The organism is Nonomuraea sp. NPDC050663, from assembly GCF_044456985.1.
Classification (GTDB): Bacteria; Actinomycetota; Actinomycetes; order Streptosporangiales; family Streptosporangiaceae; genus Nonomuraea.
The window spans coordinates 711,359-725,553 of the sequence record NZ_JBITGL010000003.1; the positions used below are offsets into that span (position 1 = coordinate 711,359).

Annotated in this window: 15 protein-coding genes and 2 pseudogenes; 9 read left to right on the top strand and 8 right to left on the bottom strand. The window is 70.1% G+C overall.

Annotated elements, in window-relative coordinates; translation table 11 throughout:
* Window positions 1-58 precede the first annotated feature (58 nt).
* The 3 genes and pseudogenes from ACIBH1_RS12160 (at window position 59) to ACIBH1_RS12170 (ending at window position 1,934) form a co-directional block, all read left to right on the top strand.
* Window positions 59-193, top strand: a complete 135-nt coding sequence (locus tag ACIBH1_RS12160; protein WP_397313728.1) for a hypothetical protein — start codon at window positions 59-61, stop codon at window positions 191-193.
* A gap of 62 nt (window positions 194-255) precedes the next feature.
* Window positions 256-429 (top strand): annotated as a pseudogene (locus ACIBH1_RS12165) (FAD-dependent monooxygenase); the annotation flags it as partial.
* A gap of 20 nt (window positions 430-449) precedes the next feature.
* Window positions 450-1,934, top strand: coding sequence for an FAD-dependent monooxygenase (locus ACIBH1_RS12170; protein ID WP_397313937.1), 1,485 nt, complete (start codon window positions 450-452; stop codon window positions 1,932-1,934).
* Window positions 1,935-3,524: 1,590 nt separating this feature from the next.
* On the opposite strand, the pseudogene ACIBH1_RS12175 reads toward ACIBH1_RS12170, so the two are convergent.
* A pseudogene (locus tag ACIBH1_RS12175) lies at window positions 3,525-3,827 on the bottom strand (response regulator transcription factor); the annotation flags it as partial.
* On the opposite strand from ACIBH1_RS12175, the gene ACIBH1_RS12180 reads away from it, so the two are divergent.
* From ACIBH1_RS12180 to ACIBH1_RS12190, 3 genes are all read left to right on the top strand, one after another.
* Entirely contained in the window at window positions 3,826-4,299 is a 474-nt protein-coding gene (locus tag ACIBH1_RS12180; RefSeq protein WP_397313729.1) for a DUF1579 family protein, read from the top strand. The pseudogene ACIBH1_RS12175 and the gene ACIBH1_RS12180 overlap by 2 nt on opposite strands.
* Before the next feature lie 65 nt (window positions 4,300-4,364).
* Window positions 4,365-4,571, top strand: a complete 207-nt coding sequence (locus ACIBH1_RS12185) for an ImmA/IrrE family metallo-endopeptidase (protein WP_397313730.1) — start codon at window positions 4,365-4,367, stop codon at window positions 4,569-4,571.
* Window positions 4,572-4,625: 54 nt separating this feature from the next.
* Complete coding sequence (locus ACIBH1_RS12190) at window positions 4,626-4,931, top strand: transposase (protein WP_397313731.1); 306 nt, start codon at window positions 4,626-4,628, stop codon at window positions 4,929-4,931.
* 172 nt (window positions 4,932-5,103) lie between these two features.
* On the opposite strand, the gene ACIBH1_RS12195 is transcribed toward ACIBH1_RS12190, so the two are convergent.
* Window positions 5,104-5,280, bottom strand: a complete 177-nt coding sequence (locus tag ACIBH1_RS12195) for a hypothetical protein (RefSeq protein WP_397313732.1) — start codon at window positions 5,278-5,280, stop codon at window positions 5,104-5,106.
* 1,324 nt (window positions 5,281-6,604) lie between these two features.
* On the opposite strand from ACIBH1_RS12195, the gene ACIBH1_RS12200 reads away from it, so the two are divergent.
* Window positions 6,605-6,820, top strand: a complete 216-nt coding sequence (locus ACIBH1_RS12200; protein WP_397313733.1) for a hypothetical protein — start codon at window positions 6,605-6,607, stop codon at window positions 6,818-6,820.
* A 19-nt stretch (window positions 6,821-6,839) separates the two neighbouring features.
* On the opposite strand, the gene ACIBH1_RS12205 is transcribed toward ACIBH1_RS12200, so the two are convergent.
* The 5 genes from ACIBH1_RS12205 to ACIBH1_RS12225 form a co-directional block, all read right to left on the bottom strand.
* Window positions 6,840-7,841 (bottom strand): sigma-70 family RNA polymerase sigma factor, encoded by a 1,002-nt coding sequence (locus ACIBH1_RS12205; protein ID WP_397313734.1) that lies wholly within the window; start codon window positions 7,839-7,841, stop codon window positions 6,840-6,842.
* An 82-nt stretch (window positions 7,842-7,923) separates the two neighbouring features.
* A complete protein-coding gene (locus ACIBH1_RS12210) occupies window positions 7,924-8,331 on the bottom strand; it encodes an SgcJ/EcaC family oxidoreductase (RefSeq protein WP_397313735.1) in 408 nt (135 codons plus the stop codon).
* A 348-nt stretch (window positions 8,332-8,679) separates the two neighbouring features.
* Complete coding sequence (locus tag ACIBH1_RS12215; RefSeq protein WP_397313938.1) at window positions 8,680-9,105, bottom strand: Tn3 family transposase; 426 nt, start codon at window positions 9,103-9,105, stop codon at window positions 8,680-8,682.
* 144 nt (window positions 9,106-9,249) lie between these two features.
* Window positions 9,250-9,927 carry a response regulator gene (locus ACIBH1_RS12220; protein ID WP_397313736.1) on the bottom strand — a complete coding sequence of 226 codons (678 nt, stop codon included), beginning with the start codon at window positions 9,925-9,927 and terminating at the stop codon, window positions 9,250-9,252.
* A complete protein-coding gene (locus ACIBH1_RS12225; protein ID WP_397313737.1) occupies window positions 9,924-11,174 on the bottom strand; it encodes a sensor histidine kinase in 1,251 nt (416 codons plus the stop codon). The genes ACIBH1_RS12220 and ACIBH1_RS12225 overlap by 4 nt, the downstream gene beginning before the upstream one ends.
* Before the next feature lie 132 nt (window positions 11,175-11,306).
* Between ACIBH1_RS12225 and ACIBH1_RS12230 the strand changes: the two genes are divergently transcribed.
* Entirely contained in the window at window positions 11,307-12,533 is a 1,227-nt protein-coding gene (locus tag ACIBH1_RS12230; RefSeq protein ID WP_397313738.1) for an alpha/beta hydrolase family protein, read from the top strand.
* Here ACIBH1_RS12230 and ACIBH1_RS12235 read toward each other — a convergent pair.
* Window positions 12,530-13,114, bottom strand: coding sequence for a TetR/AcrR family transcriptional regulator (locus ACIBH1_RS12235; RefSeq protein ID WP_397313739.1), 585 nt, complete (start codon window positions 13,112-13,114; stop codon window positions 12,530-12,532). The genes ACIBH1_RS12230 and ACIBH1_RS12235 overlap by 4 nt on opposite strands.
* Before the next feature lie 79 nt (window positions 13,115-13,193).
* Here ACIBH1_RS12235 and ACIBH1_RS12240 point away from each other — a divergent pair, with 79 nt between their 5' ends.
* The gene (locus ACIBH1_RS12240) at window positions 13,194-14,183 is read left to right on the top strand and encodes a hypothetical protein (protein WP_397313740.1); all 990 of its coding nucleotides are present in this window, start codon (window positions 13,194-13,196) and stop codon (window positions 14,181-14,183) included.
* Window positions 14,184-14,195 lie beyond the last annotated feature (12 nt).

Genomic DNA, 14,195 nt, shown 5'->3' on the forward strand with positions numbered 1-14,195 from the left:
CCGTCCAGCCGGTCTGACCTCCCCGAAGAACAGATGAAACGAGAACGGGGAGGTTTCAATGAACGCCGGTTTTTTTGTGATCCTCGTGTTCGGCGCGTTCATCGTGGCCGGCATGGGGATTCTGCTTGTCGACGTGGTTGTACGCCAGCTCAAAGACGGCGAACTGCACAACCTGCACGGCCGACACCGCTGAGGTGCATCCACCGGGCACTTTCAGAACGGAGACCATCGTGGGAGGGCCTACGGGAGGAAACCATGGTGGACTTCGCGGTGGTCGGGGGTGGCCCGGGCGGCATGATGCTCGCCTACTTGCTCGCCCGCGGCGGGGCATCGGTGGCGGTGCTGGAGTCACACGGCGGCTTCGATCGACGCTTCCGCGGCGACTCGATCGCCCCAGCCGTCCTGGACTACCTGAACACGCTCGGACTGGCCGATTACCGCCGTGCCAGTTGTCGGTACCCCTACTACGCGTTGATCCCCAAGCTGCCTTCCTGCCCTACCTCGCGCGCAAGGCCTCCGCTTACTCCGGCTTCGAGCTGCGCCTACGCTGCCTGGTCAACGCGCTGTTGCGCGATGGGGATGGGCGCGTCATCGGCGTCTCCTACGGCCAAGGCGATGAGCGCAGGCTGCTGAAGGCACGCCTGGTCGTCGCGGCCGACGGGCGCAACTCCAGGCTTCGAGAGTGTGCTGCCCTCGCGCCGTGGGGCGCGAAGGGGAAGTCTTTCCGCGATCGAGCTGTTCCAGCACGGCTGGGTCGGGCGAACGAGATCGGACGGTATACGAGACGCTCTTCCTCGTATTGCAGCTGGACCAGCTCCAGGTGGCTCACCTGCTCGGTGGAGGCCGCCACCATGGTGAGCGTGAGTGCGTGCCGCCGGGGTCACAGGAGCGCCGCGAGCTCGGTACGGCCTTCGGTTTGGGCGACCGGGGAGCAGGAGAAGGGTGCAGGCGCGTTCGAAGCGGGCGCCGACGCGTTCCCAACAGGTGACGGGCTCCCGCAGTGCGTCAAGGTCAGCGTGGAGGCGGCCGTGGGCTCGGGCGAGGCAGGCGGCCGCCCAGTCGTTCTCCCGCGCGGCCGTTGCCGCCTCTTCCAGGCGCTCCTGGGCGCTGGGCAGGCCGGCGACGACCGCCAGTTCCGCTCCGGCGGCACGGGCATAGGCGAGGTAGCGGCCTCTGGGCAACTCGGCGAACGCTCTGCCCACCTGCTCCTCAACCTCACCCCCTTGGCCGGGAAGATGGTGGTGGATGGCCGTTCTGGCCTCGACGAAGGCGGTGATCGAGGCGTAGCGGGACCCATCGGTACCGTCGTGGACGGCGGCGACCTCCGCCAGGCGAGAGCGCCACTTCCGGTATTCGTGCGGCTCAGCGCGCAGGCCGTGCACCAGAGCGACCCCGGCCACCGCGGGCAGCAGCCACCACGCGGCGGGCCGACCCGCCCGCTCCCATCCCGCCCACATCGGCCCCGCCTGCGCCAGCGCACCTCGGAAGTCACCCGTCAGGACCAGCACCTGCACGAGCCTGCTCGCCGACACGTAGGAGTGCGTTCGGGTCAGGTCGTCGGCATCGATCAGAGCGGTCACGGCGGCCGCGGTGGGCAGGTCGCCCGCTTCGACGGCATCGACGTATGCCGCCCCGAGCGTGTCCACGATCTCCACAGCGGCGGCCGGGTCGTGGCGATTCATCGCCGAGAGCAGTGCGATCCGCTCGCCGCTCAGCCGGTTGGCCGCACGCCAGCGACCTGCCCTGGCCTCGGCGCCGGTCAGCGCGTCAAGGCTGGCGCTGAGGAGCACCGGGTCACCGGTGACGCGCGCGGCGGCGACGGCCTTTTCGGCCAGTATCGGGTCGGGGGTGAGCTTGTGGGCGTTCGCGTTCCAGGCGGCGGCGCGGGACAGGTGTGCCCCTACCAGCGGATCGTCCGGGTCGCCCGCCTCTAGGGCGCGGTCCAGCAGGGCGCCGAGGCGCTCATGGGGGATATCGCCGGGGAATCCGGCGGGGAATCGAGTGGCCATCTCCACCGCACGCGCCAGCGCGATCGCCTCGGCATCCCTGTCGGCGGCGGCGCGGGCCTGGTCAGCGGAAGCCAGGAGCAGATCGAAGGCCGGGTATCCGGAGAAGGTGGACACCAGCGCGCAGTCGGCGGCGCTGCTCAGGTCGCTGGCCGCTTCCCCTGGGGTGGGCGCCTGCGCGGCTGCCCGCTCGAACCACTCGCGCGCCTCGGTCAGGAAACGCCGTGCGTAGGTGAGGCGGCCGAAGGAGCGAGCCAGCCGGTGGGCGGGCACAGCAGGGGCGGGGCAGGCGGAGTGGGCCGTGCGCAGGTCGGCGGCGACGAGGTCGAAGTCGTCGCGCCAACCGCTGTGCTCGAAGTCTTCCACGCTCGTCCCGATACTGCCCAGGCGGGATTCCAAAGCCGTGGCGGTGACGAGTGCCCAGCCGAGGTGGCGGCGCCGTACCTCTGTGTGCTCTCCTTCGGCCTCGAGCCGGTCGGCGGCGAAGGCGCGAATGGTCTCCAGCAGCCGCCAGGTGCTCCGCTCCCCCTGCCGGTGCACGACCAGGTTCTTGTCGACGAGGCGGCCAAGGACGTCAGCCACGACGGCGCGGTCCCCGACTGCGCTCACCGCAACCGCGGCGTCCAGCGTGAACCCGCCGGCGAACACGCTCAACCTGCGAAACAGCGTCTGCTCCTCCCCGTCCAGCAGCTCATGGCTCCAGTCGATGACCGCTCGTAGCGAGCGATGCCGTACGGCGGCGCCCCGGCCACCGGCGAGCAGCCGCAGGTAGTCGCCCAGCCCGGTGAGCAGCCCCGCGGCCCCGAGCGAGGCGCATCGCGCGGCGGCCAGCTCGATCGCCAGCGGCAACCCGTCCAGCCTGGCGCACAGATCGGTCACGACCTGCGGCGCTGCGGCGAAGTCCGGCGCGACCGCCAGCGCCCGATCGCGGAAGAGGCGCTCAGCGTCCGAAACTCCTGCACTGCGGCCGGAGGAGAGCGCGTCGGGGTCGGTGCTCAGAGGTAGGGGACCGACGGAGACGACGCGTTCGCCCGCAACACCGAGACGTTCGCGGCTGGTGGCCAGGATGGTGGCGGCGGGGCAGGCCACCAGGGTCGTCTCGACGAATTCGGCGACGGCGTCGAGCAGGTGTTCGCAGTTGTCCAGGACCAGGAGCGAACGGCCCCGGCCGAGCCGCTCCGCGATAGCGTCGGCCAGCGGTTGCCTCGGCTTCTCCGTCACCCCCAGCGCCGCTGCCACGCTCTGGCCGATGGTCGCGGCACCGACCGGGACCAGATCGACGAAGGCGCCGCCGAAAGGGAAGGCCGGCCCGGCCGCTTCCGCGACTGCCGCTGCCAGCCGGGTCTTGCCGGCTCCGCCGGGTCCCAGCAGGGTGACAAGGCTCTCCTTGTCCAGCGCGGCCTCGATCGCCGCGTGTTCCGCCGCCCTGCCGACGAAGCTGGTGCGCGCCCGTGGCAGGCCGCTCAGCCGGCCGACCGAGGGCGGGGAGCCGTCGCTGACAGTGGCGGCCAGTTCGGCCAGCGCCTTGCGGTCCGCGACGCCGTACTTGCGCAGAAGGGAGGAGACGTGGCCTTCCACCGTGCGTACGGAGACGTGCAGGCGGCCTGCCATCTGCGCATTCGACAGCCGCAGGCCGAGCAGGGCCAGGACCTCCGCCTCGCGAGCGGACACCTCGACGGAATCCATCGCTCCATGATGGCCGACATCTTCCTGCCCGGCACGTGGTGAGCGCGTGGTGGCCAAGTGGTCACCACCGATGCGACCAAGTGGCCCGGAGCGGGAGGCTTGAGCCATCACAACAGAGCAGAAGGAGCAGCACATGTCCGAGAACTTCGAGATGCCGGTCCCCGACCCCGCCCTGCGCCGCCTGGACTTCCTCCTCGGCACCTGGAACCTGACCGGCTCCACCGTCGAGGGGCCGATGGGCCCATCCGTGCCGATCACCGGCAGCGAGACGTTCGAATGGATGGAGGGCGGCTTCTTCCTGGTGCACCGCTGGCAGAGCACGTTCGAGGCGGGCGGCGTCAGCGTGGTCGACACCGGCTACGAGTTCCTTGACTACGAGCCCGGCACCGCCCGCTACCGCACGCATTTCTTCAACAGCCTGGGCCCCTACGACCACGACGCCAGCAAGTATCACGGCGGCTTCGAGGGTGAGGCGCTGGTGGTGACCGGGCCCGCCCGCATCGTCAGGACCCCAGGCCAGGACGGCAGCATCACCGTCGAGTCGCTCGTGCAGATCGGCGACGACGAGTGGGCACCGATCATGACCTACATCCTCACCAGGGCCTGACGGTTCCGGGTGGCGTCAGCGGGTCAGTACGGCCCGGGTAACCGCCATCCAGTGTTCTGACGCTGGTGAGGCGCAACGAAACGCCGTGCGAGGCTCCCGAAGGCGCGGCGAGCGGCGCGACCCTGAGAAGATCAGAGCTCAAGATCATCATTCTTAGTCTGTGCCATCAGTCCGGCGCCCACCTGTGGTTCACGTTCTTCCACGAGATCGCCCACCTCCTCCTCCACACAGACCGTGTCCGCATCGACATGGCCACACCGGACTGGGCTTGATCCGGTTTGACTGACATCCGAGATCAGGGGCTTGTCCCCGAAAGGATGTCCATCATGGAGAGCATGGGGAAGAAGCCTCGTCCTCGCCGCTCGTTCACGCCGGAGTTCAAAGCCGAGCTTGTCGAGTTGTGCCAGCGCGGTGACCGCTCGGTCGGGCAGGTGGCCAAGGACTTCGACCTGACCGAGACCGCGGTGCGACTGTGGGTGCGTCAGGCCGAAGTGGATGTCGGCCAGCGGGACGGGCTCACCAGCGGCGAGCGGCAGGAACTGGAGGCGCTGCGGCGAGAGAACCAGCGTCTTCGCCAGGACGTCGACGTGCTCAAGCGAGCGACGGCTTTCTTCGCACAGGAGACCCGGTGAGCGCGCATCCGTTCATCGAGGCGGAGAAGCAGGGCGGCCCTCTCCAGCTTCGGCTGGATCGCCAGCCGCTCGCCCGTCGACTTGCGCCGCGCCGGCGAGATCAACCGGATGGAGATCAGTAGTGCGAACAGGTCCAGCGCGTCGTCGATCGCCTCGGCCTCCAACGACCGGGTCACCCCAGCATCGTGGCCATTTTACGCGGCTCGTTCAGGCGGGCCAGCAGCGGCGCCTTGGTGCCCGCCCCGTACTTGGCCAGCGTCTTCATCCGCCGCACCGGCACCTTGTCCACTCGCACCCGCCCCATCCGGAACGCCGCGATGTCGTCGACCCGCTTGAGCGCCTTGGCCATCTCCGTGCCCGACTGCCGCTTGGGCGCCTGCCGCAGCAGCTCCAGCTCGAGATCCGCGCCCCGTCAGGAACGGCTCACCAGCGACCCGACCACCAGGCGGATGCGGTCCCGGGGCCGATCGACGCCAGACGCAGTTTCACGCCGCCAGATTTAGGCATCGTCCGCCTTCCCCTGCGCCTACGAGATCCTGTCGCTGGACATCGACGATCTCGACCTGGCAGGGTCGCTGGCACTGGTAGTGGGGCTCGCATCGGGGCCTTCGCTGGCTACCTGCACGTGGAGTGTGGCCAGTTCCCCAGTGGAGGCATCGGGTGGCCGGGGAGTCACTCGGGTCAGAGCGGGCAGCCCTGCTCGTGCCGTGCAGGACTTGACGACCAGGCCGATGCCTTGGGCGGACATCGGCAGGTCGGGCGAGGGCTGCTCACCGGCAGGAGGCACGGTGCAGAAGCTGGGCCCGGCGGGGAGCTGGAAGGCTGGGATGTTCTGCCGCGCGGCCCGTAGCCGAAAGTAGGTGCGTAGGGGCAGAGCGACAGCATCTGGCAGGTCGGTGAGTGTGTGGGCTGGTCTTAGCTCACCTGTCCAGATACTGATGGTGCCGAGGCCGCGCAGGCCGACTACGTCGGTGAAGCAGAGCCGTGCCAGGGTGGCGGCAGGTAACGAGGTGTGGAAGAGCCGGCGAGGAGGCAGTGGTCGCGCCAGGCTCGCTCGGAGCCGAAATGTTCGGCCTCTTCCCGCGACAACTCGACCAGGACCGCGCTGGCAGCGCAGGGCAGGGCCGCTGGGCGTGATGAGGGTGGGCGGCCGGGGGCACGGACGCGGACTGTGGGGTTGACCTGGCAGGCCCCGTGCCGGACCAGGTGTGTGTACCACGACCGGAGAATCCTGAGGTTGCGGGTGAGGGCCTGTGGCGGCGGTAGGAGTTCGTGTAGTGAGTGCGGGGTCGTGTGGTCAAGCCATATCTCCACCCATTGCGCGTCGACGTCGAGGGCGTCGTCGATGTCTTTGCCGATGAATTTTAGCCAGGACGCGAGTACGGCCAGACAGGCTGGGCGGCTGTTGGGGCGATGTCTGCTCAGCCACGCGATGGTGAGGCTCCTCCGGTCGGAGACTGGTGTGATCTCCACGCCTCCTGGCGTGTTGGGCTCGGGCTCGCGGGCGGGCCAGGCGCTGGGTGAACGCGCTCGGAGGATGCGGTCGAGGAGTTCGGCGGATGCGGGGCCGAGGTCTAGGGCCGTGAGGTGATCAGGTGCGACGGATGGGGCGTCGTGCGAGTGGGGCATCATGGCGCTTCGCAGCGGTTGATGGTGGAGCGGCGGCGGGGGAGATGGCCGAGGCCGAGCGCGTACAGCAGGTCCGGGTGGGGGATCAGCTGGGCCCGTCCGTCTGGCTCGTCGCATGGGGGCAACGCGGCTCGTTTGATGGCGAGAGCTTCCACAACCTGCCGGGGAGCGCGGGGCATGTCCGAGAGGGGCAGCGCATGAGTGCGGAGGGCGACGGTGAGGAACAGGGTTTCGTGCGGATACCAAACGTCAGCTTCTGAAGCACGTCTCACACCGCGATCACCGACTGAGCGTCCCCGGCTTCTGGGGGCGCCCGTGGGAGTCGAGGCTGGTCGGCAGGCCGAAGGTCGCGAAGACCTCGGGGTCTTGGAACACGGAGTTTCTGGCGATGCCCGCGCAGGTGACGGTGAAGATCTGCAGCGTGTGCAGCACGTACCCCTCCCCGGATCGCACGTAGGCGGCGAACCCGGGCTGGCCGCCGTTGGCCGTGACCTCCTGGAGGTGCCAGTCCTTCCCTGCCGCCGCGAAGACCCACTCCATGAACCGTCCGTAGTTGCCGCGACCTGCGAACCAGTTGAGCATCGGCGGCATCTCCATGATGACGTCCTCGGTCAGCAGCCTCTTGAGGCCCTCGACGTCGGACAGCTCGAAGGCCTGCATGTAGCGCTCGACCCAGGCGCGCTGCTCGGCCGCGGCCGGCTCGCTGACCCACTCCTGCCGGGCGCCGACCTCCTTCATCCTGCTACGCGCCCGCTGCAAGGAACTGTTGACCGACGCCACGGATGTGCCGAGTACCTGCGCCGTCTCGGCACTGGAGAAGCCGAGCACCTCACGCAGGATCAGCGCGCCGCGCTGCCGCGCCGACAGGTGCTGGAGCGCGGCGGCGAAGGCGAGGCGCAGGCTGCTGCGCTCGATCACGGTCCCGGCCGGATCGCCGGCGGCCAGCGCGGAGTCGGGAAAAGGCTGGAGCCAAGCGGCGTGCTCCCCCCGGACGAGGGGACCGAGCGGGTCGGCCGCGGCCACCGTGCCTGCGGGCAGCGGCCTGCGCCCCCGGGCCTCCAGGGCGGTCAGGCAGACGTTCGTCGCGATCCGGTACAGCCAGGTGCGCAGAGAACTGCGGGTTTCGTCGTACTGCTCGCGCGCCCGCCATGCCCGCAGGTAAGTGTCCTGGACCAGGTCCTCCGCGTCGTGGGCCGAGCCGAGCATCCGGTAGCAGTACGCCAGCAGTTCCGTACGGAACGGTTCGACCAAACGGTCGAAGCCCTCTTCACCCGTCGTCACGCCATGCCCTTTATCCGCTGTTGGTGGACCGGAAAGCTTAGTGCCTGGGTTCGGCGAGAGGCCCCCGGCGGGGCCCCTCGTCCTATTGGGCCAGCACCGGGCTGTTGTGATAGGCCGCGATCAGCCACCGGCCATCGCGTTTCTCCAGGACCCAAGTCGCGTTCACCTTGCGGCCGTCCTCAGGAATCCCGCTCTCGCCGGCGAACAGGATGCCCGACTCGCTGATGACGATCGCGCCGTCCCTACCGACAAAGCGGATGCTGAGCTGCTTGTTGTAGGTGGAACTGCCCTTGAGCGGCCCCGCGAAGCCCTGGGCCATCTGCTGGCGGATCACCTCACGGCCGTCACGCAACGAGCCGGTCATGATGGCGGTCGCGTCGGCGGTGTAGCCGGCGACCATGCCCTCGGCGTCGCCCTCCGCCCACGCCTTGTAGGAGTCGGTCAGCACGGCTTGGATGGCGGCCACGTCGTCGGTACGGATATCTGACATCGGGACTCTCCCTTGTGATCGGCTCGTCATTCGTCGAGCTCGGCCGTACATACCGGCGGGGAGGTGCGGACTCATCGCGGCGCGGGAGAAATTCTCGCCCCGCGCGTCAGCGGTGCGACAGACACGGCGCAGACACGGCAGGTTGAACCCGGCCAGTCCCCGCGACCCGCAGTTCGCCGAAAACATCCGCCGCATCTACAGGCCGGGGAAGGAGGCCCTGGGTGTCCTGGCATCGAGACCGATCTGGTCGGGCAGCCCATCGCCTGATTTACACCACGACAGAGCGGCGACGACACGGCCCCGTCGGGTACCGCCGCTCTGCCTGCATATGTAGGTCACGGTGGGGGCTTAAGCGGCGAGGCCGAGACGGCGGTCCATGGCGATGTCGGTCCGTCCGTAGAGGGTGGCGTTGGGCCAGAACAGAGGTGACAGGCTGCGCCCAGGCGGGGTTGAGGGGCGCTGGCGCGGGGTGCCGGCGCGGCCGTAGAACGGGTCGGTGTTGGCCGAGTTCCAGTTCTCCACGATCTGCGGGCCATCGTGGATCTCCCGGCGCAGCTCCGGGGCGGCGACGTCCTCGGCGACGAAGATGCTCTTGGCCGCCTTGCCGAGTTCTTCGATGGCCCTGCAGGTGTGCCGAACCGCAGTCCCCGCACACTTCCCTCCAGGCGCGCATCGCCACCTTCGAGGTCTCGATGAACACCGTGGCGTCCAGCGGCCGGCGCAGGTCTTCTCAGTGGTTGTCCTCGAAATCGGCCGGGAGGTCTTCCTCGGGATTGCGCCGGCTGCGGGCGCCGGCGACGTAGATCTCACGGCGGCGCAGCGCGTCCTGCAGTGACACGATCACGCACAGCTCGTAGGAAGCCCGCTCCGTTTCCAGCCGGCTTCGGGAGACGAAGCCCCTGCGAGCTGTCGATCCCCTCAGGCGTGGTCGGGAAGGCCGGTCGAGCGTGGGGTGACCAGTCCGACCTCGTAGGCGAGCACCACCGCCTGGACGCGGTCGCGGAGGTTCAGCTTGCCCAGGATGCGGGCGACGTGGGTCTTGACCGTGGCCGGGCTGAGGACCAGCCGGTCGGCGAGTTCGGCGTTGCTCAGCCCGGTGGCCATCAGGCGCAGCACCTCCAGCTCGCGAGGGGTCAGGTCGGACAGGTCGCGGTGGATCGCCTCGTCGGGGCGGGCGAAGCGTTCGACCAGGCGGCGGGTGACGGTGGGGGAGAGCAGGGCGTTGCCTGCGCGTACCACCCGGACGGCCGCCACGAGTTGCTCGGGGGTGACGTCCTTGAGCAGGAAGCCGCTGGCGCCTGCGGTCAGGGCGGCGTAGACGTACTGGTCGAGGTCGTAGGTGGTCAGGATGAGGACGCGCGTGTTGGGCGCGTCGGCCGCGACGATCCGCCGGGTGGCCTCGATTCCGTCCATTTCGGGCATGCGGATGTCCATCAGGACCACGTCGGGGGCGGTTCGCCGGACGGCGGCGACGGCTTGGGCGCCGTTGGCCGCCTCGGCCGTCACCTCGATGCCGTCGGCGGTGAGGATCATGCCGAATCCGCTGCGTACGAGGGCCTGGTCGTCGGCGATGACCACGCGCAGGGGCTCGCTCACGTCGTGCTCCATGGCAGGCGCGCCGCGACTAGATAGCCGTCCCCGGCGGGCCCGGCGCGCAGGCTGCCGCCGTAGATGGCCAGTCTTTCCCGTAGTCCGGCCAGGCCCCGGCCCTGTCCGGCTGCTGCTCGCGGTGTGGGTGTTCCGCCGGTGTCGGCGATCTCGATCTCCATCCACTGCCCGGGGTAGCGGATGGCGACGGATGCCGTCGCGCCGTTCCCGTGCTTCATGGTGTTGGTCAGGGCCTCCTGCACCACGCGATAGGCGGCCATTTCCACCCCTGGCGGCAGTGCGCAGGGGGGCTGCGCCACGTCTGCCTGGATCGGTACGCCGGTCGCGCGCACCCGGTCGATCAGTGAGTCGAGTTGGTCGAGCCCGGGTTGCGGCTGCAGCCCGTCGTCGGGACTCTCCGCAGGTTCGCCGGCGAGCAGGCCCATGACGTGTCGAAGCTCCGCCATGGCCGCCCGGCCGCTGGCCTCGACCGCGAGCATGGCCTGCTTCGACCGTTCCGGCGCCGCGTCCATCACTTTGCGTGCGGCTCCGGCCTGGATCACCATCACGTTCACGTTGTGGGTGACGATGTCGTGCAACTCGCGCGCGATCCGGGAGCGCTCCCGTTCTACGGCCCGGCGCGTGGCCTCTTCCTGGGCGCGGCCGGCTTCGTCCAGCCGTCGCCGCCACAGGCGGACCGTGCCGGCCACGACGCCGGCGCTCAGCAGGACGGTGAAGGGGCCCAGCCAGTTCGGCAGGCTGCCGACGGAGTCGTGGAAGGCCACGCCCGCCAGCACGGCCGCCATCGCGAGCCCGGCTGTCGCCCAGGTCACGTGCCGGCTGTGCGCCATCGCGCTGTAGGCGGCGATCGCACATGCCAGCACGGTGATCCAGGTCGCGTCGTCGTGCGTGGCCAGTGCGGCGAGCAGCACCACCCAGAAGGCGCCGAGCGGGCTGAGCCGCCTCGCCGCCAGCGGCAGGGTGGTCGCGATCACCAGCAACACGAGCAGGACCTGCGACGGTTCCGGCGTGGGCACGACAGGGTGCGCGTCGACGGCAGGCGAAGGGATCACGGGTTGCAGCTGCAAGGACTCGGCCAGCGGGACCTTGTGCGCGCCGTCCGGGGTGGAGGCGGTCGCCGTCACCGCCAGGGCGGTCAGGGCGAGCGCCACCAGCAGGTCGGCCACGAGCGCCCGCTTGGACGGAGGAGGACGCCGCTGGTCGGGACGCGCGAGAGTCAGCCATCGTGCTACCACCCGAGCATTGTCCTGTATGTCCCATAAGGGGCGCGTCGGCCTGCGTGACTACATCGCCATGATGACCCGGCCCGCGCAGATCGGCACGGCGGCCGACGCGGCGGAGAGCCGCCCGCGCCTAGCGTCGCCGTCGTGGAACTTCGAAAGATGGTTATCGCGGCCGGAGTGCTTGCTTCGGCGATCACCGCGTGCGCGCCGGTGTCCGGTCCCGAGGCCGGGAGCGGCTCCGTGGATCGGCCGTCGCGCAATCCCTCTCCGGGCGTCTCCGCCGAGCCTCCCAAGACGGCGCGAGACACCGTGCTCTCGCTCCCGGAGCCGACCGGTTCCCAGCCGGTCGGCACCACCTCGCTGCACCTCACCGACACCTCGCGCCCCGATCCCTGGGACGCTGGATCGACGTCCAGGGAGCTCATGGTCTCCTTGTGGTACCCGGCCGCGAGGGCGGGTGGGCAGGCGGCGCCGTACATGAGCGCGGTGGAGTCGGAGCTCACCTTGAAGGACGCGGGTGTGACCGGTGTGCCGGCCGACCTGCTGACCCGGACGCGCACGCATGCCTTCAGCGACGCCCCGGCGGCGGGCAAGGCACGCGAGCTGCCCCTGGTCGTGCTTTCCCCTGGCTTCGAGAAGACGCGCAGCTCGCTCACCGGCCTCGCCGAGGATCTGGCGAGCAGGGGCTACGTCGTGGCCTCCATCAGTCACACCCACGAGAACATCGCCACCGTCTTCCCCGGCGGCCGGGTGGTCACCTGTACGGCCTGCCAGGTCCAGCCGCACGACCAGGCCTTCTGGGACAAGGTGGGCGCCACCCGCGCCGACGACGTCTCGTTCGTCGTCGACCAGCTGACCGGGCCGCGGCCCGGGTGGAAGGGGGCGGGGCTCATCGACCCTGCCAGGATCGCCATGGCCGGGCACTCCGTGGGCGGTGCCAGCTCGGTGGCGGCGCTGCTGAAAGACTCCCGGATCAAGGCCGGGGTGAACGTCGACGGACTGGCCGTCGTGCCCGTGCCGGCGAGCGGGCTGCGCAAGCCGTACCTGCTGCTCGGGTCGCAGGCGACGCGCACGCCGGGAGGCCGGGAAGCCGCCTCGTGGCAGGCCGCCTGGCAGCACCTCACCGGGTGGAAGCGCTGGCTGGTGGTCGCCGGCGCCGGGCATGCCTCGTTCACCGACATCTCGGTGCTGGGGGAGCAGGCCGGTCTGGATACCGGCGCGACGCTGCCTGCCGCCCGGTCGATGGAGATCACCCGCGCGTACGTGGCCGCCTTCCTCGACCTGCACCTGCGCGGCACGCCGCAGCCGCTGTTCGATCAGACGTCGCAGACGTATCCCGAGGTCACGGTGTGCATGACGACGCCTGCCTAGGTCCGGGCGTCGATGCTGCCCGCGGTGAAGTCGGTCAGCGCCTCCACGGCCTCGGCGACGGTGGTCCGCCCCCGGTTCAGCTCCGCGGCGATCGCCTCCGCCGCGCCCAGTGCGCCCACGCAGCGCAGCCGGAGGGCTTGCCGGGTGAGCCGGGAGTACGGTCGCAGAGCGGTGGCCATCAGGTCGGTGTAGCCGTCGAGCAGTTCGTGCTCGATCGCCTCCATCTCCTGGTTGCCCTTGAGGGCGGCCGAGATGGCGGTCCACTCGGGCATGTCGGTGGCGCAGGCGAAGTAGGCGGCGCTCAGGACGCGGGCGATCTCGCGGGGGGCGGGCGGGGCGTCACGCAGGGCCTCCTCCGAGGCGGCCCGGTGTCGCTGCTCGAGTCTGCGGTAGAGGGCGATCAGCAGGCCGGGGCGGGTGCCGAAGTGGTCGTAGACGATCGGCCTGCTCACCCCCGCGGCCTCGGCCAGGGTGAGCAGCGTGAGGCCCTCGGTGCCGTGGGCGCGCACGATCGCCAGGGCGGTGTCGAGTAGTTGTTCCCGCCTGGCCGGCTTGGACAGACGAGTCGATCCCGTGGTCATCGGCCTCCCCTTGTGTTGCCTGCCATCATAAGCTACAAAATGTAAGTTACATAATGAAGCTTAGTGGGAGGGCATCACCGTGGAGCACTCCGTACTGATCATGGGCGGGTCCGGCCAGGCGGGCGCGGCAACCGCCGCGCTCCTGCGCCGGTGGTATCCGGAGCTGCCGCTGACGATCGCGGGCCGGGATCTCGGCCGCGCCCGGCGGGTCGCCGACGAGCTCGGCGGGGCGACCGCCGCGACCATCGATCTGCGGCGAGGCGACCTCGGCCTGCAGCAGGGCGGCAGCTACTCGGCGGTCGTGGCCATGGTGCGAGACAGTCACCTGAACGGACTGCGTTACGCGCAGGACCGCGGCCTGCCGTACGTCAGCATCTCCAGCGGCCTGGTCGACATCGGCCCCGAGGTCGTCGCCGCGGGACTGCGGGCCGGCGCGGCGCCGATCCTGCTGGCCAGCCACTGGTACGCCGGGCTCGTCGTCCTGGCGGTACTCGACCTCGCCAGGGAGTTCGACCGGCTCGACGCCATCGAGGTCAGCGGGGTGCTGGACGAGCAGGACAGCGGCGGGCCCGCGGCGGCGGAGGACATGACACGCCTGCTGGCCGCCACCTCCAGCGGGCACGTGCGCCGCGACGGAGTCTTCGACTGGGTCAGCGGTCCTGACGCGCAGGTCATGGTCACCAGCGTCGATGGAGCCGTGCTGCCCGGACAGATCGTGCCCATCCTCGACGTGCCGAGCCTGGCCGTCGCGACCGGCGCGCCCAACGTGCGTTTCGCGTTCGCGGTCGGTGAGTCGGCGGGCAGGCGGGCAGGCGGGCCCGCGTCCACGGAGATCAGGATCGACCTCGAGGGCGTGGACCGCGCGGGCGCCCCGCTCAGGACCAGCCGCTACCTTCTTCACCCGGAGGGGCAGCGTCCCTTGACGGCGCTCGGCGTCGCCCTCGGCCTCGAGCGGCTGCTCGGCCTGCGCGGCGACCCCGTGATGCCTGGGCTTCACACTCCCGAGGCGTTGATCGACCCCGGCTACGCGGCCGAACGGATGGCCGAGATCGGCGCCACCCTGATGTGATCCGCGGCGACG

Coding starts and splice junctions, on each gene's coding strand:
- ACIBH1_RS12160 (WP_397313728.1), top strand. CDS start 59: ATGAACGCCGGTTTTTTTGTGATCCTCGTGTTCGGCGCGTTCATCGTG.
- ACIBH1_RS12180 (WP_397313729.1), top strand. CDS start 3,826: ATGTCCGAGAACTTCGAGATGCCGGTCCCCGACCCCGCCCTGCGCCGC.
- ACIBH1_RS12190 (WP_397313731.1), top strand. CDS start 4,626: ATGGAGAGCATGGGGAAGAAGCCTCGTCCTCGCCGCTCGTTCACGCCG.
- ACIBH1_RS12195 (WP_397313732.1), bottom strand. CDS start 5,280: ATGGCCAAGGCGCTCAAGCGGGTCGACGACATCGCGGCGTTCCGGATG.
- ACIBH1_RS12200 (WP_397313733.1), top strand. CDS start 6,605: ATGGCCGAGGCCGAGCGCGTACAGCAGGTCCGGGTGGGGGATCAGCTG.
- ACIBH1_RS12210 (WP_397313735.1), bottom strand. CDS start 8,331: ATGTCAGATATCCGTACCGACGACGTGGCCGCCATCCAAGCCGTGCTG.
- ACIBH1_RS12235 (WP_397313739.1), bottom strand. CDS start 13,114: ATGACCACGGGATCGACTCGTCTGTCCAAGCCGGCCAGGCGGGAACAA.